Raw genomic sequence first — 21,983 nt, 5'->3', positions numbered from 1 at the left:
CCTGACCTGCCGCCCCAACCCGCCGCCCCGACGCCCCGCCCCGACGCCCCCTTCACGCCGACCCCTTCGCGCACCCGGAGCACACACCCCGATGACGACCGAGGCCACGACCGCCCCCACCAGCCGGACGATCTGGGCCCGCCGGGTCACCGACGGCGTCGAGCCGAAGAACGTCATCATCGCGATGCTCCCGCTGATGGGCATCGTCCGCTACGGCTGGACGGGCCTCGGCTGGGCGGCCTTCGCGGCCCTGTTCGCGGCCGTCATCCCGACCATGTTCATCCAGCGCGGCATCCGCAAGGGCACCCTGGAGGACCGCCACGTCGGCCACCGGCAGCGCCGGCTGACCGTCATCCCGTTCATCATGGGCTCGGTCGCGACCAGCTTCGCCGTGATGCTCTGGCTGGACGCCCCGGCCGACCTGACCGCGATGGTGCTGGCGATGTTCGCCTCGCTGGTCCCGATCCTGGTGATCACCGTCTGGTGGAAGGTCTCCGTGCACACCGCCGTCGCCGCCGGCGCGGTGGTCTGCCTCGGGATCGCGCTCGGCCCGCTGTGGCTGCTGCTCGCCCCGCTGGTCGCGGCGATCGGCTGGTCCCGGGTGGTGCTGCGGGACCACACCGCCGCGCAGACCATCGTCGGCGCGGCGGTGGGCGCGCTCACCGCCGGACTCGCCTTCTGGGCGGCCCGGTAGCCCAGTCGGCCACCAACCCGGTGACTCGGCGGACTCAGCGGATCGGCATCCCCGAGATCGCCCGCGCGATCACCAGCCGCTGGATCTCGCTGGTCCCCTCGAAGATCGAGTAGATCGCGCTGTCCCGGTGCATCCGCTCCACCGGGTACTCCCGGGTGAAGCCGTTGCCGCCGAGGATCTGCATCGCCTGCGCGGTGACCCACTTGGCCGTCTCGCCCGCGTACAGCTTGGACATCGAGCCCTCGGCCGCGGTGAACGGCTGGTTGTTGGCGGCCATCCAGGAGGCCCGCCACACCAGCAGGCGGGAGGCGTCGATCCGGGTCTTCATGTCGGCGAGCTGGAAGGCCACGCCCTGGTTGTCGATGATCGGGCGGCCGAACTGCTCGCGGGTCCTCGCGTAGTCCAGCGCCACCTCGTACGCGGCCCGGGCGATGCCGATCGCCTGCGCGCCGACGGCCGGCCGGGAGGCCTCGAAGGTGGCCATCGCCGCGTTGCCCCTGCCCCCCGGGCGCTTGACCCCCTCGCGGGCGCGGGCCAGCCGCTCGTCCAGCTTCTCCTTGCCGCCGAGCAGGCAGCTGCCGGGCACCCGGGCGTCGTCCAGCACCACCTCCGCGGTGTGCGAGGCACGGATGCCGTGCTTCTTGAACTTCTGGCCCTGGCTCAGTCCGGGGGTGCCCGGCGGGACGACGAAGGAGGCCTGGCCCTTCGCCCCCAGCTCCGGGTCGACGGTGGCGACGACGACGTGGACGGCGGCTATCCCGCCGTTGGTGGCCCAGGTCTTGGTGCCGTTGAGCACCCACTCGTCCCTGGCCCCGTCGTACACCGCCCGGGTGCGCAGCGCGGAGACGTCGGAGCCGGCGTCGGGCTCGGAGGAGCAGAACGCGGCCACCTTGAGGTCGTCCGGGGTGCCGAACATCTGCGGGGTCCAGGTGCCGATCTGCTCGTCGGTGCCGTTGGCGAGCACCGCGACGGCGGCCAGCGTGGTGCCGACGATGGACAGCCCGATGCCCGCGTCACCCCAGAACAGCTCCTCCATGGCGATCGGGATGCCGACGCCGGAGGGGTCGAAGTACTGCTGGGCGTAGAAGTCCAGCGAGTAGATGCCCAGCTTGGCAGCCTCCTGGATGATCGGCCAGGGGGTCTCCTCGCGCTCGTCCCACTCGGCCGCGGCGGGGCGGACGACGTCGGCGGCGAAGCCGTGCAGCCAGTCGCGTACGGCGAGCTGGTCCGCGCCCGGGTCCAGCGAGAACGTGCTGCTCATGGTGCTTGCCTCCGAAGAAGGGGTACGGCCGACCAGGGGGGGTTACCTCGGGTAACATCGTCGGAGTCTGCTACTGATTGGTAACTGGTGTCAACGCCCGGTCAGACCCCGACCCCAAGGAGCAGCACATGTCCCGAGAGCCCCGCCGCGAGCAGCTGCTCAACGCCGCCGACCGGGTCATCCAGCGGGACGGTCCGACCGCCAGCATGAACGCCATCGCCGCCGAGGCCGGCATCACCAAACCGATCCTCTACCGCCACTTCGGCGACCGGAACGGCCTGATCACCGCCCTCACCGAGCGCCACACCAGCGGCCTGCTGGCCGCCGTCCGGGCCGCCCTCGCCGAACCGCTGGAGCGCCGCGACCGCGTCGAACACGTCCTGGACACCTACCTGGCCGGGATCGAGGCCCGCCCGCAGGTCTACCGGCTGCTCACCCACCCCGAACCGGGCGACCCGAGCGGCGCCGGCACCGCGCTCGCCCCCGCGCTGCGGCAGATCGCCGCGGAGATCACCCGGGCCGTGCAGAGCCAGGTCGACCTCGGCGCCGACCGCGAGCTGCTCGCCGAGGCCTGGGGCCGGGGCATCACCGGCATGGTGCTGGCGGCCGGCGACTGGTGGCTGGAGACCAGACCCTGCTCACGCACCCGCATGGTGCAGGCGCTCGCCGACCTGCTCTGGGGCCGCCTGGCCGCCGCCGCGGACCGGCCCACCCCCGCCACCCCCGCCACCCCGGCCCCGACCCCGGACGCCGACTGAACTGCCCTTCCGCGCAAGGCCCTTGTGCGACACCCGGCACCGCGGGCATCATCGGGCCCCCACCCCCGCGCCGTACGAGGTCCCGATGCGCCTGCGCCGCACCGCCGCCGCCCTGCTGCTCGCCGCCGCCACGGCCCTCACCGCGGCCCCCGCCACCCCCGCCGCCGCACACACCGGCCCACCCGCGCGGTTCCCCGCCGCGACGGCCACCGGCCCCGACGGCCGCACCGCCTTCACCGACCCCCAGGGCCGCCGCCTCCACCTGCGCGGCTTCAACCTCGACAAGTACGCCGAGACCACCGAGGCCGACCTCAAGTCCCTGGCCGCGCAGGGCTTCACCCTGATCCGGGTCGCGGTCTCCTGGAACAGGCTGGAGCCCGTCCGCGGCCGCCTCGACCCGGCCGAACTGCACCGGCTGCGCCGACTCCTCGGCTGGGCCGACCGGTACGGCCTGCTCGCCCTGATCGACCTGCACCAGGACGTCTACGGGCCGGCGTTCGGCGGCGGCGACCGCGGCATCCCGCGCTGGGCCACCCGGGACGACGGCCTGCCGTTCACCCCCGACCCGAACGACTGGTTCGCCGGCTACTTCCAGCCCGCCGTCCAGGCCGCCTTCCGCCACCTCTACGACGACCCCGACCTGCGCGTCTGGCAGGCCGACTTCTACACCCGGCTCGCCCTCGAACTGCGCGGCCACCCCTCACTGCTGGGCTACGACCTGTTCAACGAGCCGTTCGGCCCCGTGGACGGCGACCCGACCGACCCGGCCGTGCTCGCCGCCGCCTCCGCCGCCCTCGAACAGGGCCGGCTCGCCGACATGTACCGCCGCCTGATCGCCGCCGTGCGCCGGGTCGACCACCGCGCCTGGCTGTTCGTCGAACCCACCGTCCTGGTCGGCCAGGGCGTGCCCACCCGGCTGCCCGGCTTCGACGACCCGCGCCCCGGCCCGCCCCGGCTCGGCTACGCACCGCACTTCTACGACACCGCGGTCGAGAACGGCGCCGACTGGGACCAGGCCGACGGCTTCGTCGAGCGATACACCGCCGCGATCACCGCCTACCCCGCCGCCCACCGCCTGCCCGTCCTGGTCACCGAATGGGGCCCGCCCGACTCCCGCAGACCCGGCAACACCCTGCTCGTCCGCCGCCAGGTCGCCGCGATGGACGGCTTCGCCGAGGGCTGGACCATGTGGTACTGGTGCCGCGGCACCGGCGGCTACTGCGCGCTCGACCCGTCCGGGCGCCCCGCCCCCGGCGACGAGCCCGCCTTCGGCCCGTACCCGGCGGCCGTCGCCGGGACGGACGTGCGCACCGGCGCCACCACCGTCCGCTGGAGCGCCGACGGCACCCGGCACGACAGCGAACTCGTCCTGCCCCCGGCGGCGTTCCCGCACGGCGCCGAGGTCACCGCCACCCCCGCCGCCGCCCGCGTCGACGTCGAACAGCCGGCCGGCGGGCGGGCCGGCACCGTCCGGATCCGCCTCCCGCACGCCCGCCCGGGCACCCCGGTGACGGTCACGGTCACACCGCGCTGACCGCCACCGGGGCCACCCGGGAAACGGCTAGACCAGGCCCCGCCGCGCCAGCAGCGGACCGGTCTCCGGCGCCCGGCCGACCACCGCGCGGAAGGACTCCAGCGGGTCCCGGCCGTAGCCGCGCGCCAGCAGCTCGCGCCGGAACAGCTCGCCGCTCTCCCGCACCGCGCGCCCGTTGCCCTCGAACCACTGCACGGTGTCGGCGTCCAGCACCTCCGACCAGATGTACGCGTAGTACCCGGCGCTGTAGCCGCTGGCGAAGACGTGCTGGAAGTACGCCGTCCGGTAGCGCGGCGGGATCGCCGGCACCGCGATCCCGGCCTCCGCCAGCGCCCGTGCCTCGAACTCCTCGGCGTCCGCGATCTCCCGGCCCTGCGGCACCGTGTGCCAGGCCCAGTCCAGCAGCGTCGCCGCGAGGTACTCCACCGTCCGGAAGCCCTCCCCGAAGCCCTCGGCCGCCACCATCCGCTCGACCAGCTCGGCCGGCAGCGGCTCCCCGGTCACGTGGTGGCGCGCGTAGTTGGCCAGCACCTCCGGCCGGACCATCCACATCTCGTTGACCTGCGAGGGGAACTCGACGAAGTCCCGGGGCACCGAGGTGCCCGCGAACAGCGGGTACCGCACGTCCGAGAACAGCCCGTGCAGCGCGTGCCCGAACTCGTGGAAGAGCGTGCGCACCTCGTCCCAGGCCAGCAGCACCGGCTCGCCCGGCGCCGGGCGGGCGATGTTCAGGTTGTTGACCACCACCGGCCGCCGGCCGGTCAGCCCCGACTGGCTCACCAGCTCGTCCATCCAGGCACCGCCGCGCTTGGACGCCCGGGCGTGGAAGTCGCCGATGAACAGGCCCAGCGAACGGCCGTCCTCCTCGAACACCTCGAAGACCCGCGCGTCCGGGTGGTGGGCCGTCAGGTCCGGCCGCTCGGTGAAGGTCAGCCCGTACGCCAGCCCCGCCGCGAAGAACACGCCGTCCCGGAGCACCCGCTCCAACTCGAAGTACGGGCGCAGCACCGCCGCGTCCACCTGGTAGGAGCTCTGCCGAACCTTCTCCGAGTAGTACGCCCAGTCGTGCGCGGCGATCTCCTCGATCCCGTCCGCCGCCGCCAGCTTGGCCAGCTCGGCGGCCTCCCGGCGGGCATTGGCCACCGCCGGACCCACCAGCCGGGCCAGCAGCCCGGACACCGCCTCCACCGTGCCCGCGGTCTCGTCCTCCACCACGTACGCGGCGTGGCTCGGGTGCCCCAGCAGCGCGGCCCGCTCGGCGCGCAGCCCGGCCATCCGGATCGCCAGCGGGCCGTTGTCCGCCAGGCCCCGGTCGAGCGAAGCCGTCAGCAGCCGCTCGCGCACCGACCGGTCGGTCAGCCGGGCCAGTTCGGGCTGACCGGAGGTGCTCTTCAGGGACAGTACGAACCGGCCCTCGTACCCGAGCACCCGGGCGTTCTCCGCAGCGGCGGCGACCTCGTCCGCCGACAGCCCGTCCAGCTCCTCGGCGGCGTCCACGACCAGCGCGGCGGCCTTGGTGGCGGCGTTCACGTTCTGCTGGAACGTCGTGCCGAGCGCGGCGAGTTCGGCGTTCAGCTCGCGCAGCCGGGCCTGCTCGGCCTCGCCCAGCCGGGCGCCGGAGCGGACGAAACGGGTGTGCCGGGTCTCCAGCAGCCGCAGCGACTCCGGGTCCAGGCCCAGCTCGGCGCGGCGCCCGTACAGCTCCTCGATCCGCGCGAACAGGGCGCGGTCCAGGTGAATCGCGTCGTGGTGCGCGGCCAGCAGCGGGCTCACCGCGGTCTCCACCTCGTCGACCGGCTCGCTGGTGTCCGAGGACGACTGGTTGCGGAACACCGCGTCCACCCGGCGCAGCAGCTCCCCGGAACGCTCCAGGGCGACCAGCGTGTTGTCCGGCGTCGGCGGCCGCGGATCCGCGGTGATCGCCGCGATCTCGGCCAGCTGCTCCGCCATCCCGCGCTCGTACGCGGGCAGGAAGTGCTCCGGCCGGATCTCGGCGAAGGGCGGCAGTTCGTAGACCAGGGGGCTGGGCTTGAGGAACGGGTTCTCGGTCATTTCGCCGACCATACGCGGTGTCACCCACCCTGCCTATGCGCCCCCGCCCCCGTTGTCGTACCCACCCGTTAACGTCGAGCCCGGACACCCGAACGACCGCACACCCGTGCCCGTACCCGCACGCCAGAACAGCGCGCCGGAGAGGAGACGCCCCCGTGGCACCCAGGACGGCCCTCGCCCCCGACCCGCACGGCCCCGGCGGCCGGCTCCAGCCGCTCGACGACGCCGGCACCCCGCTCGGCCCGCCCGAGAAGGTCCCCGACCTCGCCGCCGCCGTCGCCGCCCGGGAGACCGCAGAGCACCCTCGCTGGGTGTGGGCCGCCACCGACAGCGCCTACGCGCCGCTGCTGCCCCGGCTGCCCGACCGGCTCGGCCGCTGCCACGACCTGCGCCTGGTCGAGGCCCTGCTGCTGGCGCACGAGGGCCGGTTCGGCGCGCCGCGCTCGCTCGGCGCCGCCTGGTCCCGGCTGCGCGGCCTGCCCGTCCCGGACGACCTACCCGAGCCCGGCTCCGCCGAGGCCGACGACGGGCAGGACACCCTGTTCGCGCCCGACCGGCTGCAACTGCCGCCCGGCGCCGACGCGCTGACCGCCGTCGTCGCCGTCCACGCCGAGCAGCAGCGCCGGATCGCCGCGATCGCCGACCCGGCCGCCCGGCACCGGTTCCGGCTGCTGGTCGCCGCCGAGTCCGCCGGCGCGCTGGTCGCCGCCGAGATGGCGCACGACGGGCTGCCCTGGCGCGCCGACGTCCACGACCAGCTGCTCACCGAACTCCTCGGCCCCCGCCCGACCGTCCCCGGCGCCCAGCCGAGACTGCTCGCCGACCTCGCCGCCGAACTCCAACGGGCCCTCGGCGGGCGTCCGTTCAACCCCGACTCGCACACCCAGGTGCTGCGCGCCTTCGCCGAGCACGGCATCCAGCTCGGCTCCACCCGCTCCTGGGAGCTCAAGGGCGTCGACCACCCGGCCGCCGCGCTGCTGATCCGCTACAAGGAGCTGTCCCGGATCCACGCCGCGCACGGCTGGGCCTGGCAGGACGCCTGGGCCCGCGGCGGCCGGTTCCGGCCCGAGTACGTGGTCGGCGGCGTGGTCTCCGGGCGCTGGGCCAGCCGCGGCGGCGGAGCGCTGCAGATCCCGCGCATCCTGCGCCGCGCCGTCGTCGCCGACCCGGGCTGGCTGCTGGTCGTCGCCGACGCCGCCCAACTGGAGCCCCGGGTGCTCGCCGCCCTCTCCCAGGACGCCGGGCTGGCCCGCACCGCCGCCGGCGGCGACCTGTACGAAGCGCTGGCCGCCAACGCCTTCCAGGGCGACCGCGACAAGGCCAAGCTCGGCCTGCTCGGCGCCATGTACGGGCAGACCAGCGGCGACATCGGCCCGCTGCTGAACACCCTGCGCCACCGCTACCCCGCCGCGATGGGCTACGTGGAGGCCGCCGCCCGCACCGGCGAGGACGGCGGGGTGGTCGCCTCCCGGCTGGGCCGGGTCTGCCCGCCCGCCTCCGCCGAGTTCCTCGACCTCACCGAGGCCACCGACACGGCCGGCGAGGCCGGCGGCCGGCAGGCCCGCGCCCGCGGCCGCTTCACCCGCAACTTCGTCATCCAGGCCAGCGCCGCCGACTGGGCACTCGCCCTGCTCGCCGCCCTGCGCCGCCGGCTGGGTGAGCTTCCGGTGGCCGGCCCGGCGGAGCGCCCGCACCTGGTGTTCTTCCAGCACGACGAGGTGATCGTGCACACCCCGGCCAACCTCGCCGACGAGGTGGCCGCCGCGGTCGCCGAGGCGGCCGACGAGGCCCGCCGCCTGGTGTTCGGCGACACCCCGGTCCGCTTCCCGCTCACCACGGCGGTGGTGGACTGCTACGCCGACGCCAAGTAGCCGCCCCGGCGTCACGGCCGCGACCTCGGCGCTGTGGCCTCGGCGCTGTGGCCTCGGCGCTGTGGCCTCGGCGCTGTGGCCTCACAGCTGTGGCCTCACAGCTGTGGCCTCGCCCCGACAACTCAGCACGACGACCTCACAGCTGCGGTTTCACAGCCGCGGTCTCACAGCTTCCGGAACGAGCGGGCCTCCTCGGCCGCCGCGACCACCTCCGCCAGCGCCGCCCCGGTCGAGGCGGTGACGGCGGCCGCCACCGCGCCCTCCACGAACGGCGCGTCCACCAGCCGCACGCCCGGGCGCGGCTCGTCCTCCAGCACCGCGACGGCGGTGAGCACCGAGCTGCCGAGGTCCGGCAGCACGACCACGCCCGCCCCGCCGTCCGCCTCGGCGACCGCCCGCGCGATCAGGTCGTAGCTGGTGCCGAGCCCGCCGTCCTCCGTCCCCGCCGCGCACACCACCCGCACGCCGCCCGAGCCGAGTTCGGCGAGCAGCTCGCGCAGCCCGGAGGCCAGTCGGGCGCTGTGCGAGACCAGGACGATACCCACGTGTTCGCTCATGCGACCGACCCTACGACCGACCCCGCGGCCGACGCCGCTACTCCGGGAGAGTGACTCGAATCCCGCGTGTCGCACCCCGTGCCCGTCACCCCCGTCTGGCGTAGCGTCGGGGCAGCAGCGTCCACGGCCGACGACCGGCACAAGGGAGCGAAGAGCGTTGAAGAAGCTGATCAACACCCCGGAGAGCGTCCTGGAGGACGCGTTGGCCGGAGTCGCCGCCGCCCACCCCGAGCTGACGGTGGACATCCCCAACCGGGTGATCACCCGGGCCGCCCGCCCGGCCGGGCCCAAGGTCGCGGTGATCTCCGGCGGCGGCTCCGGCCACGAGCCGCTGCACGGCGGCTTCGTCGGCCCCGGCATGCTGGACGCCGCCTGTCCCGGCGAGGTCTTCACCTCCCCGGTGCCGGACCAGATGCTGGCCGCCGCCAAGGCCGTGGAGAGCGGCGCCGGCGTCGTCTTCATCGTGAAGAACTACACCGGCGACGTGATGAACTTCGAGCTCGCCGCCGAACTCGCCGCCGAGGAGGGCCTGGCGGTCCGCACCGTCCTGGTCGATGACGACGTCGCGGTCGAGGACTCCACCTGGACGGCCGGTCGCCGCGGCACCGGGGCGACCGTCCTGGTCGAGAAGGCCACCGGAGCGCTGGCCGAACGCGGCGCCCCGCTCGACGAGGTGGCCGCCCTGGGCGAACGGGTCAACGCCGCCTCCCGCTCCTTCGCCATCGCGCTCACCGCGGCCACCACCCCGGCCGCCGGCAAGCCCGGCTTCGACCTGCCCGAGGACGAGATCGAGGTCGGCGTCGGCATCCACGGCGAGCCCGGCCGCCGCCGCGAGAAGCTGCGCCCGGCCCGCGCGCTGGCCGCCGAGGTGGTCGACACCGTCCTCGCCGACCACCACCTGGCCCCGGGCGACGAGGCGATCGCCCTGCTCAACGGCCTCGGCGCGACCCCCCTGCTGGAGCTGTACATCGCCTACGGCGAGGTCGCCGCCCGGCTCGCCGAGCGCGGCATCACGGTGGCCCGCAGCCTGGTCGGCAACTACGTCACCAGTCTGGACATGGCGGGCTTCTCGCTCACCCTCACCAAGGCCGACCCGCAACTGCTGGAGCTGTGGGACGCGCCCGTCGACACCCCCGCCCTCAAGCGGGCCTGAGCCGGGAGACGTCATGGACTTCGACACCCCCCTCGCCGAGGCCTGGATCCGCGCGATCGCCGCGGCCGTCGAGAAGGAGCAGGACCGGCTCACCGAGCTGGACTCGGCGATCGGCGACGGCGACCACGGCAGCAACCTCCGGCGCGGCTTCTCCGCCGCCCTGGCCGCCCTCGACGGCCTCCAGCCGGCCGGCCCGGGCGCCGTGCTCACCAAGGTGGGCAGCACGCTGATCTCCAAGGTCGGCGGCGCCTCCGGCCCGCTCTACGGCAAGGCCTTCCGCGCCATCGGCGCCGCCCTGCCCGATCCCGCCCCGCCCGGCTCCGCCGAACCCGTCGGCCCGGCCACCGTCGCCGAGGCACTGGCGGCCGGCCTGGACGCCGTCCGCGCCCTCGGCAAGGCCGTGCCCGGGGACAAGACCATCGTCGACGCCTACACCCCGGCCGTCGCCGCCTTCCGCTCCGCGGCCGGCGCCGGGGCCGCCCTCCCCGAGGCGGCGTCGGCGGCCGCCGACGCCGCCGACCAAGGCGCCCGCGACACCATCCCCCTCCAGGCCCGCAAGGGGCGCGCCTCCTACCTCGGCGAGCGCAGCATCGGCCACCAGGACCCGGGCGCCACCTCCACCGCCCTGCTCTTCCGGGCCCTCGCCGACGTCACCGCGTCCTGAGACGCCGCCCTCTCTCTCCTCGCGCGGACGCCCGCGCGGGGAGAGAGTCCTCCGGCCCTCGGCCGTCCGGCCCTCAGCCGTCCGTCCTGGCGATCAGCAGCAGCAGGGCGTCGTCCCGCAGTTCCCCGCCCGTGTGCGCGAGCAGGTCCGCGTACACCCGCCCCACCGCCGCCTCCAGATCCCCCTCCGACCGCGTGGCGCCCCGCACCAGCGGCCCGACCCGCTCCGCCAGCGGGTAGAACTCCCCGCTCTTGCGGTGCCGCGCCTCGACCACCCCGTCCGTGCAGAGCACCAGGACGTCCTCCGCCCCGAACGGCTGGTCCCAGCTGGCCGGCTCGCCGGTCGCCAGCCGTCCGAGGCCGAGCGGCACCCAGGGGTCGGGGGCGTCCAGCACGTGCGCCCGCCCGTCGCCGTCGACCCGGATCGGCGGGACGTGCCCGTACTGCAGCAGTTCCATCACCCCGGGCGTGCGGAACTCCGCGAACAGCGCGGTGGTGAACTCCCCGTCCGGGACGTGCCGCTCGACGCTGGCCTCGATCCGCGCCGCGACGCCCCGCAGCCCGGCCTCGTCGTACGCGGCCTCCCGGAACGCGCCCAGCACCACGGCCGCGGTCTGCACGGCGGAGAGCCCCTTGCCCCGGACGTCCCCGACCGCGACCCGGGTGCCGTGCGGTGTCTCCAGCACCGAGTACAGGTCCCCGCCGATCCGTGAGGCGTCGGCGGCCGACACGTACCGGACGGCCAGCCGCAGCGGCCCGACGGCCGGGCCGGGCAGCCGCAGCAGGGCCCGTTGGGCGGCCTCGGCGACGGAGCTGACGGCCGCGAAGGCCGCCGCGCGCCGCATCCGGATCTTGGCGACCCAGGCGGAGAAGACCGTCAGCACGACGTAGCTGACCATCGCACCGTAGAGGAAGCGTGCGTCGTTGATGTTGTCGACCTGGTCGTAGTGGCTGAGCCCGAAGACGGCGAGCAGGCCGAGCGCGCAGACGGCGAGCAGTTCGCCCGGCCTGAGGGTGAGCGCGGCGGCGGCCGGGACGACGGTCATCAACGGTGCCAGGTAGCGGTCCTTGCCGGAGAGGAGGTCAGCGAGTGCGACCAGGAGCACGGCGAGCAGCGCCGGGCTGGCGCGCCGCCAGAACGGCACGTCCTGGAGGTCGGCGGCCAGCAGGGCGCCACGCCGCCGGTCCGGCGGCAGCCCGGCGGCGCTGGGGGCCGAGGGGGACTGGGCGCGGCGAGTCGGAAACACATACCGAACATAAAGGACGTTCGCGGCGCCCACCCGCCCGCCTACCGCGTTTCCGTCCACCGCGTCCGTCGGCCCGCCGCACGAGCGCCCCGATCGCCCCCAAATGCCCTATTTGTCATACAGTTCGACCAAAGCGGCTACCCCGAGGAGGCCCCGTCCGGTGTCCGGCTACCGCAACACCCCCCGCATCTCCGACGCCCCGGCCCGCACGACGGCCACGTCCGACCACTGGCTGAAGGTCTTCGCCGTCGGCCTGCTGCTCTGGGGCGCCACCGTCGTCGTCACGTTCCTCACCGGGAACAGCAACCTCGTCCCGACGATCGTGCTGCTCGGCAGCTTCCTGGTCCCGGCCACCCTGGTGATCTGGGCCTACGAGCGCTACGCCGGCGACCTCGGCCCGGACCGGATCTTCGCCTGCTTCGGCATCGGCGGCATCATCGGCGTCCTGGGCGCCTCGGTGCTGGAGAGCTACCTGGTCTCGCCCTCGGCCTGGATGTACGTCACCGTCGGCCTGATCGAGGAGGCGGCCAAGCTGGCCGCCCTGGTCATGGTGAGCCGCCGGCTGCGGGTCAGCGGGCTGCGACACGGGCTGGTGCTCGGCGCCACCGTCGGCGCGGGGTTCGCCGCGTTCGAGAGCGCCGGGTACGCGTTCAACGCCGTGCTGAGCATCCAGGGGCTTTCGCTCGAGGACCTGGTCGAGACGGAGATCCTGCGCGGGGTGCTCGCGCCGGTCGGCCACATCCTGTGGACGGCGATCATCGGCGGGGTGCTGTTCAGCGAGCGCCGCGGCGGGCGGTTCCGCTTCACCACCCCGGTCGTCGTCACCTACCTGGGCGTATCGCTGCTGCACGCGCTCTGGGACAGCACGAGCGGCATCGCCGTCTGGCTGGTCGCCAAGACCACCGCGAGCTCCTGGCAGCGCGCACTGTTCGAGCTCGGCCACATGCCCCACCCCGACAGTGAGCAGGTGCACCTGTACACCCTCTACGACACGGCCGGGCTACTCGTGGTCTCCTTGGGCGGGCTGCTCTGGCTGCGGCTGCTGATCCGGCGCGAGCGCGCGCCGATCCCGGCCCAGCTCCCGGCTTCCCCGGCCTGAGGCGATCCGGCACATACGCCCGACCGGCGCGCGCCCGTGACGCGTGCCACGTCACCCACCCCTCCCGGAAATACCCCTGAGGGGTATGGTGTTGTCAGAGTAGAGCCCGGGCCGACGCCCGGGGCGCCACACCTCCCGGAGGCCCGGATGTCCAGCACCACCACCTACACCGTGACCGGCATGAGCTGCGGCCACTGCGAGAAGGCGATCAGCGAGGAGCTCTCCGCCCTCACCGGCGTCACCGAGGTCGCCGCCGACTCCGGGGCCGGCACCGTGACGGTCTCCTCCCTCGCCCCGCTGGACGACGAGCAGGTCCGCAGCGCCGTCGACGAGGCCGGCTACGAACTGGTCGGCCGCAGCGCCTAGGCCTCCCTGCACGCCCGTACGGCGGGGCCCGGGCAGCGGACCCCGCCGTACGCCCCCACCGAGGAGCTGCCGAGGAGCCGATCCGCATGAGCGAGCGAAGCGAACTGGTCACCACCGCCCCCGGCGTCCAGGGCACCCCCGGGATCCGGGACCGGGTCGAGCTGTCGATCGGCGGCATGACCTGCGCCTCCTGCGCGACCCGGATCGAGAAGAAGCTCAACCGGATGGACGGCGTCGAAGCCACCGTCAACCTCGCCACCGAGAAGGCCCGGGTCGACTACGGCCCCGGGGTGACGGTCGAGGACCTGATCGCCACCGTCGAGCGCACCGGCTACACCGCCGAGCTCCCGCCGCCCCCGGCCCCCGCCCTCCCGACCGGCGCCGACGCCGGCAGCACTGCCGGTACCGGTACCGACACCGCCGACCCGCTGTACGACCGACTGCTGATCAGCGCCGTCCTCAGCGTCCCGGTGGTCATGCTGTCGATGATCCCGGCCCTCCAGTTCGCCAACTGGCAGTGGCTCGCCTTCGCCCTCACCGGCCCGGTCGTGGTCTACGGCGGCCTGCCGTTCCACCGCGCCGCCTGGACCAACCTCAGGCACGGCGCCGCGACCATGGACACCCTGGTCTCGCTCGGCACCCTGGCCGCCTTCGGCTGGTCGTTCTGGGCACTGTTCTGGGGCCACGCGGGCCTGCCCGGCATGCACCACGACTTCTCGCTGGCGATCGGCGACACCGACGCCTCGTCCACCCTCTACCTGGAGACGGCCGCCGCCGTCACCGTGCTGATCCTGCTCGGCCGCCACCTGGAGGCCCGCTCCAAGCGCCGGGCCGGGGCCGCCCTGCACGCCCTGCTCGACCTCGGCGCGAAGGACGTCACCGTGCTGCGCGGCGGGGCCGAGGTCCGGATCCCGGTCGGCGGCCTGGCCGTGGGCGACCGGTTCGTGGTCCGGCCGGGCGAGAAGATCGCCACCGACGGCACGGTGGTCGAGGGCGGATCGGCGGTGGACGCCTCGATGCTCACCGGCGAGTCCGTACCGGTCGAGGTCGGCGTCGGCGACCAGGTCACCGGCGCCACCGTCAACGCCGGCGGCCGGCTGGTCGTCGAGGCCACCCGGATCGGCGCGGACACCCAGCTGTCCCGGATGGCCCGGCTGGTCGAAGAGGCCCAGAACGGCAAGGCCGCCGCCCAGCGCCTCGCCGACCGGATCTCCGCCGTCTTCGTCCCGGTCGTCATCCTGCTCGCGCTCGCCACCCTGGTCGGCTGGCTCCTGGCCTCCGACAGCCCCACCGAGGCGTTCACCGCCGCCGTGGCCGTGCTGATCATCGCCTGCCCGTGCGCCCTGGGCCTGGCCACCCCGACCGCGCTCATGGTCGGCACCGGCCGCGGCGCCCAGCTGGGCATCCTGATCAAGGGCCCCGAGGTACTGGAGACCACCCGCAAGGTCGACACCGTCGTCCTTGACAAGACCGGCACCGTCACCACCGGCCGGATGACCCTGCTCGCCGTGCACACCGCCGAGGGCGTCGACGAGACCGAGGCGCTACGCCTGGCCGGCGCCCTGGAGCACGCCTCCGAGCACCCGATCGCCGTCGCCATCGCCACGGCTGCCGCCGAGCGGACCGGCGCGCTGCCGCCGGTCGAGGACTTCCGCAACCTCCCCGGGAGGGGCGTGCAGGGCGTCGTCGAGGGCCGGGCGGTGGTGGCCGGGCGTGAGGCCCTGCTCGCCGACCGGGCCCAACACCTGCCGCCCGTCCTGGCCCGCGCCAAGGCCGCGGCCGAGGCGGCCGGGCGGACCGCGATCGCGGTGGGCTGGGACGGCGAGGCCCGGGCCGTCCTGGAGGTCGCGGACGCGGTCAAGCCGACCAGCGCCGAGGCGATCGCCCGGCTGCGCGCGCTGGGCCTGCGTCCGGTGCTGCTGACCGGCGACAACCGGGCGGTCGCCGAGGCCGTCGCGGCCGAGGTCGGCATCGCCCCCGCGGACGTGGTCGCCGAGGTGCTGCCCGAGGACAAGGTCGCCACCGTCAAGCGGCTCCAGGCCGAGGGCAGGGTCGTGGCGATGGTCGGCGACGGCGTCAACGACGCGGCCGCCCTCGCCCAGGCCGACCTGGGCCTGGCGCTGGGCACCGGCACCGACGCCGCGATCGAGGCCGGCGACCTCACCCTGGTCCGCGGCGACCTGCGTTCGGCGGCCGACGCCATCCGGCTCTCCCGCCGCACGCTCGGCACCATCAAGGGCAATCTGTTCTGGGCCTTCGGCTACAACGTGGCAGCGATCCCGCTGGCCGCCGCCGGGCTGCTCAACCCGATGATCGCCGGTGCCGCGATGGCCTTCTCCTCGGTCTTCGTGGTCACCAACAGCCTGCGCCTGCGCCGCTTCCAGCCCGCCTGACCCGCCCGCGCGACGCGGAAGGGGCCGGACCGCCCGGTCCGGCCCCTTCCGCGCGTCAACGCGTCACGGCGTCACGGCGTCACGGCGTCACCGCGCCGGCTCGTCAGCGCCCGAGCAGCTCGCCGCCATTGCAGTGCAGGATCTCGCCGGTGATGAACCCGGCCTCGGGCGAGGCCAGGAAGTGGACCGCGGCCGCGACCTCACCGGTCTCCCCGATCCGGCCCAGCAGGGTGCGGGCCGCCCGGCGGGAGACCTCGGCCTCGTCCAGCCGGGGGCCGAAGAACTCGGTGCCGGCCACCGTCCCGGGCGCCACGATGTTGGCGGTGATCCCGGAGGTGCCCAACTGGGCGGCCAGGAAGTGGTTCCAGGCGTGCAGCGAGGCCTTCGCCGCGCCGAACGAGCCGGCCCCGCGCAGGGCGGCGATCGAGCTGATGGTGACCACCCGGCCGGCGCCGGGGGTGAGCCGGTCCCGGATCGACTCGGTGAGCAGCACCACGGTCAGCACGTTGCGCTCGAAGTCGCCGCGCCAGCGGGCCAGCAGGGCGTGCGGCCCGGCGCCGATCACGGTCTCCCGGCTGCCGGCGTTGTTGACCAGGACATCGATCCGCTCGGGCAGTTCGGCGAGCGCGGCCTCGACGGCATCGGGGTCGGCGAGGTCGCACACCAGCGGGGTGACGTTCGGCCCGAGGTCCGCCGCGGCCTTCTCCAGGACCGCGCGGCGGCGGCCCACGATCACGACCCGTTCGCCCGCCTCGGCGAACCGCCGCGCGACTTCGTACCCGATTCCCGTGCCACCGCCGGTGACAACGACGTTCCTGGCCATCTGCGCACTCCCTCCCCAGCTCCGCCGCCACGCTGCGAGGGTGCGGGACGGTCCGTACCGGAATGCCACGATTCCTATCACGCTCGGTTGCCGTGACTGCGGGGAGGGTGACGTCGCGCGCGCGGGAACGTGTGATATGGGCTCGGCACGAGGCGCACACGGAGCGTGGCGAGAGGCAGCTCACACCCCCCGGGCGTAACTTCTCGCACCCTGATACGTCTTAGGTTGGTAGTGCGGCAGTTTTCCGAGGGGCGGAGACGCGACGAACGGCAATGCGTCCCCGCGCTTCCACCGACTGCCGCCGACGGGGCTCCGGCGGGCCCCGGGACGGTCGTCGACCTTGACGGCCTTCGCGCACGACGCCGGGGTTGCGGCGGGTCAGGGACGCTTTGAGCGGCCGTCCCCGGCTTCGGCCCGGCCCCGGAGTCGTGCGCCGTACGGTTCCGTCCCCGCGCGGGCGCCCACCCGGGCCCACCGCACGGGGACGCGGAAGGGCCCGGCCGCCACCTGGCGGCCGGGCCCTTCCGGGTGCAGCGTCAGCGGTCGCCGAGGGCGACGTAGTCGCGGATCTCGACGCCGGTGTAGATCTGGCGCGGACGGCCGATCCGGCTGGTCGGGTCGTTGATCATCTCGTGCCAGTGGGCGATCCAGCCCGGCAGCCGGCCGAGGGCGAACAGCACGGTGAACATGCTGGTCGGGAAGCCCATGGCGCGGTAGATCAGGCCGGTGTAGAAGTCCACGTTCGGGTAGAGCCTGCGCGAGATGAAGAAGTCGTCCTTGAGGGCGTGCTCCTCCAGCTTGAGCGCGATGTTCAGCAGCTCGTCGTTCTTGCCGAGCTGGCCGAGGACCTCGTGCGCGAGCAGCTTGACCTGCGCGGCGCGCGGGTCGAACGCCTTGTAGACGCGGTGGCCGAAGCCCATCAGCTTGACGCCGGCTTCCTTGTTCTTCACCTTCGTGATGAACGCGTCGACGTCGCCGCCGTCCTTCTGGATGCTCTCCAGCATCTCCAGCACGGCCTGGTTGGCGCCGCCGTGCAGCGGGCCCCAGAGCGCCGAGATGCCCGCCGAGATCGAGGCGAACAGGTTGGCGTGGCTGGAGCCGACCAGGCGCACGGTGGAGGTCGAGCAGTTCTGCTCGTGGTCCGCGTGCAGGATGAGCAGCTTGTCCAGGGCGTTGACGATCACCGGGTTGAGCTCGTAGTCCTCGGCGGGGACGGCGAAGGTCATCCGCAGGAGGTTCTCGACGTAGCTCAGGTCGTTGCGCGGGTAGACGAAGGGCTGGCCCATCGCCTTCTTGTACGCGTAGGCGGCGATCGTCGGCAGCTTGGCGAGCAGGCGGACCGTCGACAGGTGGCGCTGGCCGGCGTCGAACGGGTTGTGGCTCTCCGGGTAGAACGTGGAGAGCGCACCGACCACCGAGGACAGCATGGCCATCGGGTGGGCGTCCCGCGGGAAGCCCTGGAAGAAGCGCTTGACGTCCTCGTGCAGCAGGGTGTGCTGGGTGATCTCGCGGTTGAACTCGGCCAGCTGGTCCGCGTTGGGCAGCTCACCGTTGATCAGGAGGTACGCGGTCTCGATGAAGCCGCCCTGCCCTGCGAGCTGCTCGATCGGGTAGCCGCGGTACCGCAGGATGCCGTTGTCACCGTCCACGAAGGTGATCGCGGACTTGTACGCGGCGGTGTTACCGAAGCCGTTGTCCAGGGTGACCAGGCCGGTCTGCGGGAGCAGCTTCGAGATGTCGAAGCCGGCGTTGCCCGCAGTGCTCTCGACGACGGGGTACTCGTACTCGCCGTCCTGGTACCGCAGTACTACCGAGTTGTCGCTCACGTCTTCCTCACCGACGAAATGAATCCTCTTCCAAGGTGCCCTGACTGTCTCTACCATCCCCCATCTGGAGGACAGCCGCGCACCCGGGGTGGCCCGAAAGGGCCCGCCCCTACAAAACCTGCTGCCGCAGCCGGTACGAACCAGACAAGATCGGCACCACCCTAGGCTCTGCCGTAAATCTCTTCACGTCAAGAGAACATTAGAGGCAACCATCCTGTTGGATAATCATCCAGTTGCCAGTCGATGATCGAGCGCCGCATGCCGTCGACCTGCACTGACGGTCCGCACGGCCTGCGCGATCGCCTTCCGTGACCCCACCAGTACCACCAGTTTCCTTGCCCTGGTCACAGCGGTGTAGAGCAGGTTTCGCTGGAGCATCGTCCAAGCGGACATGGTGACCGGAATCACCACCACTGGGTACTCGCTCCCCTGCGAGCGGTGGATCGTGACCGCGTACGCGTGGGCCAGCTCGTCCAGTTCGTCGAAGTCGTACGGCACCTCCTCGTCCTCGTCGGTGAGCACCGTCAACCGCTGGTCGTCCACGCTGAGGGCGGTCACCACTCCCACTGTGCCGTTGAAGACCCCGTTGCGCCCCTTGTCGTAGTTGTTGCGCACCTGCGTGACCTTGTCCCCCACCCGGAACGTGCGCCCGCCGAACCGCCGCTCCGCCAGCCCCTCCCGGGCCGGCGTCACCGCCCCCTGGAGCAGCGTGTTCAGGTTCCCCGCTCCGGCCGGCCCCCGGTGCATCGGCGCCAGCACCTGGACGTCCCGCCGCGGGTCGAAGCCGAACCGCTGCGGGATCCGCCGCGCCACCACGTCCACCGTCAGGCCGGCCGCCAGCTCCGCGTCGTCCTCCGCGAACAGGAAGAAGTCCGGCAGACCGTCCGTCAGCGGCGGCCTCCCCTCGTTGATCCGGTGCGCGTTCGTCACCACCCCCGACTGCTGGGCCTGCCGGAAGATCCTGGTCAGCCGCACCGACGGGATCGGGCCGCCCTGCGCCAACAGGTCCCGCAACACCTCGCCGGCGCCCACCGACGGCAGCTGGTCCACGTCCCCCACGAACAGCAGGTGCGCCCCCGGCGGCACCGCCTTGACCAGCTTGTTCGCCAGGATCAGATCCAGCATCGAGGCCTCGTCCACCACCACCAGATCGGCGTCCAGCGGCCGGTCCCGGTCGTACGCGGCGTCCCCGCCCGGTTTCAGCTCCAGCAGCCGGTGCACCGTCGAGGCCTCCGCCCCGGTCAGCTCCGCCAGCCGCTTCGCCGCCCGCCCGGTCGGCGCCGCCAGCACCACCTTCGCCCGCTTGGCCAGCGCCAGCGTCACGATCGACTTCACCGTGAACGACTTACCGCAACCCGGACCACCCGTCAGCACCGCGACCCGCTCGGTCAGCGCCAGCCGCACCGCCTGCTCCTGCTCCGGCGCGAGATCGGCCCCGGTGCGCTTCGCCAGCCACTCCAGCGCCACCGGCCAGTCCACCCCGCCGAACCACGGCATCCGGTCGGAATCCGAACGCAGCAACCGCAGCAGCTGGTTGGCCAGCGAGATCTCCGCCCGGTGGAACGGCACCAGGTACACCGCGGTGATCGCCTCGCCCGCCTCCCCCGGCACCGACTCCCGCACCACCCCCTCCGCCGCGACCAGCTCCGCCAGGCAGTCGATCACCAGGCCCACGTCCACCTGCAGCAGCTTCACGCCGTCCGCGATCAGCCGCTCCTCCGGCAGGTAGCAGTGCCCCTGGTCGCTGCTCTGCGACAGTGCGTACTGCAGCCCCGCCTTCACCCGCTCCGGGCTGTCGTGCGGGATCCCCACCGCCTGGGCGATCCGGTCCGCCGTCAGGAAGCCGATCCCCCACACGTCCGACGCCAGCCGGTACGGCTCGTTCCGCACCACCCCGATCGAGGCGTCCCCGTACTGCTTGTAGATCCGCACCGCGAGCGAGGTCGACACCCCGACCCCCTGGAGGAAGACCATCACCTCCTTGATGGCCTTCTGCTCCTCCCAGGCCGCCGCGATCTTCTTCGTCCGCTTCGGCCCCAGCCCCGGCACCTCGATCAGCCGGCCCGGCTCGTTCTCGATCACCTCCAGGGTGTCCACCCCGAAGCGCTCCACGATCCGCTCGGCGAACCGCGGCCCGATCCCCTTGATCAGCCCCGAACCCAGGTACCGCTGGATGCCCTGCACCGTCGCCGGCAGCACCGTCGTGTAGTTCTCCACCGTGAACTGCCGCCCGTACTGCGGATGCGAGCCCCACCGCCCGTGCAGCCGCAGCGACTCCCCCACCTGCGCTCCCAGCAGCGCGCCCACCACCGTCAGCAGGTCGTTCGCGCCCCGGCCGGTGTCCACCCGGGCCACCGTGTAACCGGTGTCCTCGTTGGCGTACGTGATCCGCTCCAGCACGCCCTCGACCTGCGCGAGCTGGCGCGGCGCCTCCTGCCCCGACTGCGCCTGCCTGGCCACCGGAACCCCCTTCGACCAGTACGGGTGGACCTTCCGTTACGCACCGTACCGCCCGGCCACGACAAGCCCGCACCCGCGCCGAACCACCCCCGCGGCAGGACCGCCTCCGGGCCCCTGCCGTGCAGCGCCCCCGCCGAGGTGCCAGGCTGGGACGGGCAGGGGGGCACGATCGCGCCCGTACGGGCCCCGTCCGAGGAGCAGTGCCCATGCTCAACACCGCCTTCCGCCCCGGCTCCCCCGACTGGCTCGACCTGGGCAGTCCCGACACCCGGGCCTCCGTCGACTTCTACACCGCCCTGTTCGGCTGGACCTTCGACCCGGCCGGCCCCGAAGCCGGCGGGTACGGCTTCTTCCAGCTCGACGGCCGGACGGTCGCCGCCCTCGGCCCGCTCGCGGAGGAGGGCTCCCTGCCCGCCTGGACGCTGTACTTCGCCACCCTCGACGCCGACCGCACCACCGAACTCGTCGAACAGGCCGGCGGGCACGTCCGGTTCACGCCCTTCGACGTCTTCACCGCCGGCCGGATGGCCGGCTACACCGACCCGACCGGCGCCGAGTTCGCCGTCTGGCAGCCGCACGACACCCGCGGCCTGGATGTCGTCAACGAGGAGGGCAGCCTCTGCTGGACCGAGTGCTACAGCGTCGACGCCGAACGCGCCAAGACCTTCTACCAGGCCGTCTTCAGCTGGCAGGAGCAGGACGTGCCACTCGAAGGCACCTCCTACACCGTCCTCACCCCCGCCGGCGCCGGCAGCGACGACGCCCACGGCGGCATCATGCAGCTCGGCCCCGAACAGACCGCCCGCGGCACCACCTCGCACTGGCTCCCCTACTTCGAGGTCCCCAACGTGGACGCCAGCCTCGCCATCGCCGACAAGCTCGGGGCCACCGTGCGGATCCCCGCCATGGACGTCCACGGCGTGGGCCGCCTCGCCCAGTTCCACGACCCGCACGGCGCCGTCTTCGCCGTCATCACCAGTGCCAAGCCCGGGGAGTGACAGCGAATCACCCCCGAGAAGGGGCCTGAGGGGGTGCTACGGGCAGTGGCGGCGGAGGTGCACAGGGCCCGCCTATCCTCTGAATCATGACTGACCTGACGATCCGCCGGGCCACCGCGGAGGACCTGCCAGCGCTAGGGCGCGTATTCGGTCGTGATCAATCTGCGCGATTTACCTTCGCAGCGGGTCCAGTTCCGGTAAACCGTGGTGCGTGACGCGAGCGCAACT

17 protein-coding genes are annotated in these 21,983 nt (G+C 73.5%); 10 read left to right on the top strand and 7 right to left on the bottom strand.

Features of this window, described 5'->3' with window-relative positions:
* Window positions 1-91: 91 nt before the first annotated feature.
* Window positions 92-694: a phosphatase PAP2 family protein gene (locus tag ABT015_RS32125; RefSeq protein WP_350885445.1), complete on the top strand. Its 603-nt coding sequence runs from the start codon at window positions 92-94 to the stop codon at window positions 692-694.
* Window positions 695-728: 34 nt separating this feature from the next.
* Here the strand turns inward: ABT015_RS32125 and ABT015_RS32120 are convergent, their stop codons facing one another.
* Complete coding sequence (locus ABT015_RS32120; RefSeq protein ID WP_350885443.1) at window positions 729-1,955, bottom strand: acyl-CoA dehydrogenase family protein; 1,227 nt, start codon at window positions 1,953-1,955, stop codon at window positions 729-731.
* A 128-nt stretch (window positions 1,956-2,083) separates the two neighbouring features.
* Between ABT015_RS32120 and ABT015_RS32115 the strand changes: the two genes are divergently transcribed.
* Complete coding sequence (locus tag ABT015_RS32115; protein ID WP_350885441.1) at window positions 2,084-2,713, top strand: TetR/AcrR family transcriptional regulator; 630 nt, start codon at window positions 2,084-2,086, stop codon at window positions 2,711-2,713.
* 85 nt (window positions 2,714-2,798) lie between these two features.
* Window positions 2,799-4,247, top strand: coding sequence for a cellulase family glycosylhydrolase (locus tag ABT015_RS32110; RefSeq protein ID WP_350885439.1), 1,449 nt, complete (start codon window positions 2,799-2,801; stop codon window positions 4,245-4,247).
* A gap of 27 nt (window positions 4,248-4,274) precedes the next feature.
* Here ABT015_RS32110 and ABT015_RS32105 read toward each other — a convergent pair whose 3' ends face one another.
* The gene (locus ABT015_RS32105) at window positions 4,275-6,299 is read right to left on the bottom strand and encodes a M3 family metallopeptidase (RefSeq protein WP_350885437.1); all 2,025 of its coding nucleotides are present in this window, start codon (window positions 6,297-6,299) and stop codon (window positions 4,275-4,277) included.
* Between the two features lie 155 nt (window positions 6,300-6,454).
* Between ABT015_RS32105 and ABT015_RS32100 the strand changes: the two genes are divergently transcribed.
* A complete protein-coding gene (locus ABT015_RS32100) occupies window positions 6,455-8,170 on the top strand; it encodes a bifunctional 3'-5' exonuclease/DNA polymerase (protein ID WP_350885435.1) in 1,716 nt (571 codons plus the stop codon).
* Window positions 8,171-8,334: 164 nt separating this feature from the next.
* On the opposite strand, the gene dhaM is transcribed toward ABT015_RS32100, so the two are convergent.
* Window positions 8,335-8,727, bottom strand: a complete 393-nt coding sequence (dhaM, locus tag ABT015_RS32095; protein WP_350885433.1) for a dihydroxyacetone kinase phosphoryl donor subunit DhaM — start codon at window positions 8,725-8,727, stop codon at window positions 8,335-8,337.
* Between the two features lie 157 nt (window positions 8,728-8,884).
* Here dhaM and dhaK point away from each other — a divergent pair, with 157 nt between their 5' ends.
* Together dhaK and dhaL are read left to right on the top strand one after the other, a co-directional pair.
* On the top strand, window positions 8,885-9,880 hold the full coding sequence (gene dhaK / locus ABT015_RS32090) for a dihydroxyacetone kinase subunit DhaK (protein ID WP_350885431.1): 996 nt from the start codon (window positions 8,885-8,887) through the stop codon (window positions 9,878-9,880).
* A 13-nt stretch (window positions 9,881-9,893) separates the two neighbouring features.
* Window positions 9,894-10,544: a dihydroxyacetone kinase subunit DhaL gene (gene dhaL, locus ABT015_RS32085; RefSeq protein ID WP_350885429.1), complete on the top strand. Its 651-nt coding sequence runs from the start codon at window positions 9,894-9,896 to the stop codon at window positions 10,542-10,544.
* 73 nt (window positions 10,545-10,617) lie between these two features.
* Here the strand turns inward: dhaL and ABT015_RS32080 are convergent, their stop codons facing one another.
* On the bottom strand, window positions 10,618-11,790 hold the full coding sequence (locus ABT015_RS32080) for a PP2C family protein-serine/threonine phosphatase (RefSeq protein WP_350885427.1): 1,173 nt from the start codon (window positions 11,788-11,790) through the stop codon (window positions 10,618-10,620).
* 160 nt (window positions 11,791-11,950) lie between these two features.
* Here ABT015_RS32080 and ABT015_RS32075 point away from each other — a divergent pair, with 160 nt between their 5' ends.
* From ABT015_RS32075 to ABT015_RS32065, 3 genes are all read left to right on the top strand, one after another.
* A complete protein-coding gene (locus ABT015_RS32075) occupies window positions 11,951-12,889 on the top strand; it encodes a PrsW family intramembrane metalloprotease (RefSeq protein WP_350885425.1) in 939 nt (312 codons plus the stop codon).
* Between the two features lie 36 nt (window positions 12,890-12,925).
* Complete coding sequence (locus ABT015_RS32070; protein ID WP_402447702.1) at window positions 12,926-13,255, top strand: heavy-metal-associated domain-containing protein; 330 nt, start codon at window positions 12,926-12,928, stop codon at window positions 13,253-13,255.
* A gap of 176 nt (window positions 13,256-13,431) precedes the next feature.
* Window positions 13,432-15,648, top strand: a complete 2,217-nt coding sequence (locus tag ABT015_RS32065; RefSeq protein ID WP_502897455.1) for a heavy metal translocating P-type ATPase — start codon at window positions 13,432-13,434, stop codon at window positions 15,646-15,648.
* 103 nt (window positions 15,649-15,751) lie between these two features.
* On the opposite strand, the gene ABT015_RS32060 is transcribed toward ABT015_RS32065, so the two are convergent.
* The 3 genes from ABT015_RS32060 to recD2 all read right to left on the bottom strand — a co-directional run bounded on the left by ABT015_RS32060 (window position 15,752) and on the right by recD2 (window position 20,757).
* The gene (locus ABT015_RS32060) at window positions 15,752-16,471 is read right to left on the bottom strand and encodes an SDR family NAD(P)-dependent oxidoreductase (RefSeq protein ID WP_350885419.1); all 720 of its coding nucleotides are present in this window, start codon (window positions 16,469-16,471) and stop codon (window positions 15,752-15,754) included.
* A 536-nt stretch (window positions 16,472-17,007) separates the two neighbouring features.
* Window positions 17,008-18,297: a citrate synthase gene (locus tag ABT015_RS32055; protein ID WP_350885417.1), complete on the bottom strand. Its 1,290-nt coding sequence runs from the start codon at window positions 18,295-18,297 to the stop codon at window positions 17,008-17,010.
* A 225-nt stretch (window positions 18,298-18,522) separates the two neighbouring features.
* A complete protein-coding gene (gene recD2, locus ABT015_RS32050; protein WP_350885415.1) occupies window positions 18,523-20,757 on the bottom strand; it encodes an SF1B family DNA helicase RecD2 in 2,235 nt (744 codons plus the stop codon).
* A gap of 206 nt (window positions 20,758-20,963) precedes the next feature.
* On the opposite strand from recD2, the gene ABT015_RS32045 reads away from it, so the two are divergent.
* Window positions 20,964-21,755, top strand: coding sequence for a VOC family protein (locus ABT015_RS32045; protein WP_350885413.1), 792 nt, complete (start codon window positions 20,964-20,966; stop codon window positions 21,753-21,755).
* Window positions 21,756-21,983 lie beyond the last annotated feature (228 nt).

The organism is Kitasatospora sp. NPDC094016 (assembly GCF_040304045.1).
In the GTDB taxonomy this organism is placed as follows: Bacteria; Actinomycetota; Actinomycetes; order Streptomycetales; family Streptomycetaceae; genus Kitasatospora.
Note: the sequence above shows the minus strand (reverse complement) of the source record. Positions and strands in the feature narration are given on the sequence as shown.

What these genes read in the sequence shown, in the direction of transcription:
- ABT015_RS32125 (WP_350885445.1), top strand. Translation starts at nt 92, where the DNA reads ATGACGACCGAGGCCACGACCGCCCCCACCAGCCGGACGATCTGGGCC.
- ABT015_RS32120 (WP_350885443.1), bottom strand. Translation starts at nt 1,955, where the DNA reads ATGAGCAGCACGTTCTCGCTGGACCCGGGCGCGGACCAGCTCGCCGTA.
- ABT015_RS32115 (WP_350885441.1), top strand. Translation starts at nt 2,084, where the DNA reads ATGTCCCGAGAGCCCCGCCGCGAGCAGCTGCTCAACGCCGCCGACCGG.
- ABT015_RS32110 (WP_350885439.1), top strand. Translation starts at nt 2,799, where the DNA reads ATGCGCCTGCGCCGCACCGCCGCCGCCCTGCTGCTCGCCGCCGCCACG.
- ABT015_RS32105 (WP_350885437.1), bottom strand. Translation starts at nt 6,299, where the DNA reads ATGACCGAGAACCCGTTCCTCAAGCCCAGCCCCCTGGTCTACGAACTG.
- dhaM (WP_350885433.1), bottom strand. Translation starts at nt 8,727, where the DNA reads ATGAGCGAACACGTGGGTATCGTCCTGGTCTCGCACAGCGCCCGACTG.
- dhaL (WP_350885429.1), top strand. Translation starts at nt 9,894, where the DNA reads ATGGACTTCGACACCCCCCTCGCCGAGGCCTGGATCCGCGCGATCGCC.
- ABT015_RS32065 (WP_502897455.1), top strand. Translation starts at nt 13,432, where the DNA reads ATGACCTGCGCCTCCTGCGCGACCCGGATCGAGAAGAAGCTCAACCGG.
- ABT015_RS32060 (WP_350885419.1), bottom strand. Translation starts at nt 16,471, where the DNA reads ATGGCCAGGAACGTCGTTGTCACCGGCGGTGGCACGGGAATCGGGTAC.
- ABT015_RS32045 (WP_350885413.1), top strand. Translation starts at nt 20,964, where the DNA reads ATGCTCAACACCGCCTTCCGCCCCGGCTCCCCCGACTGGCTCGACCTG.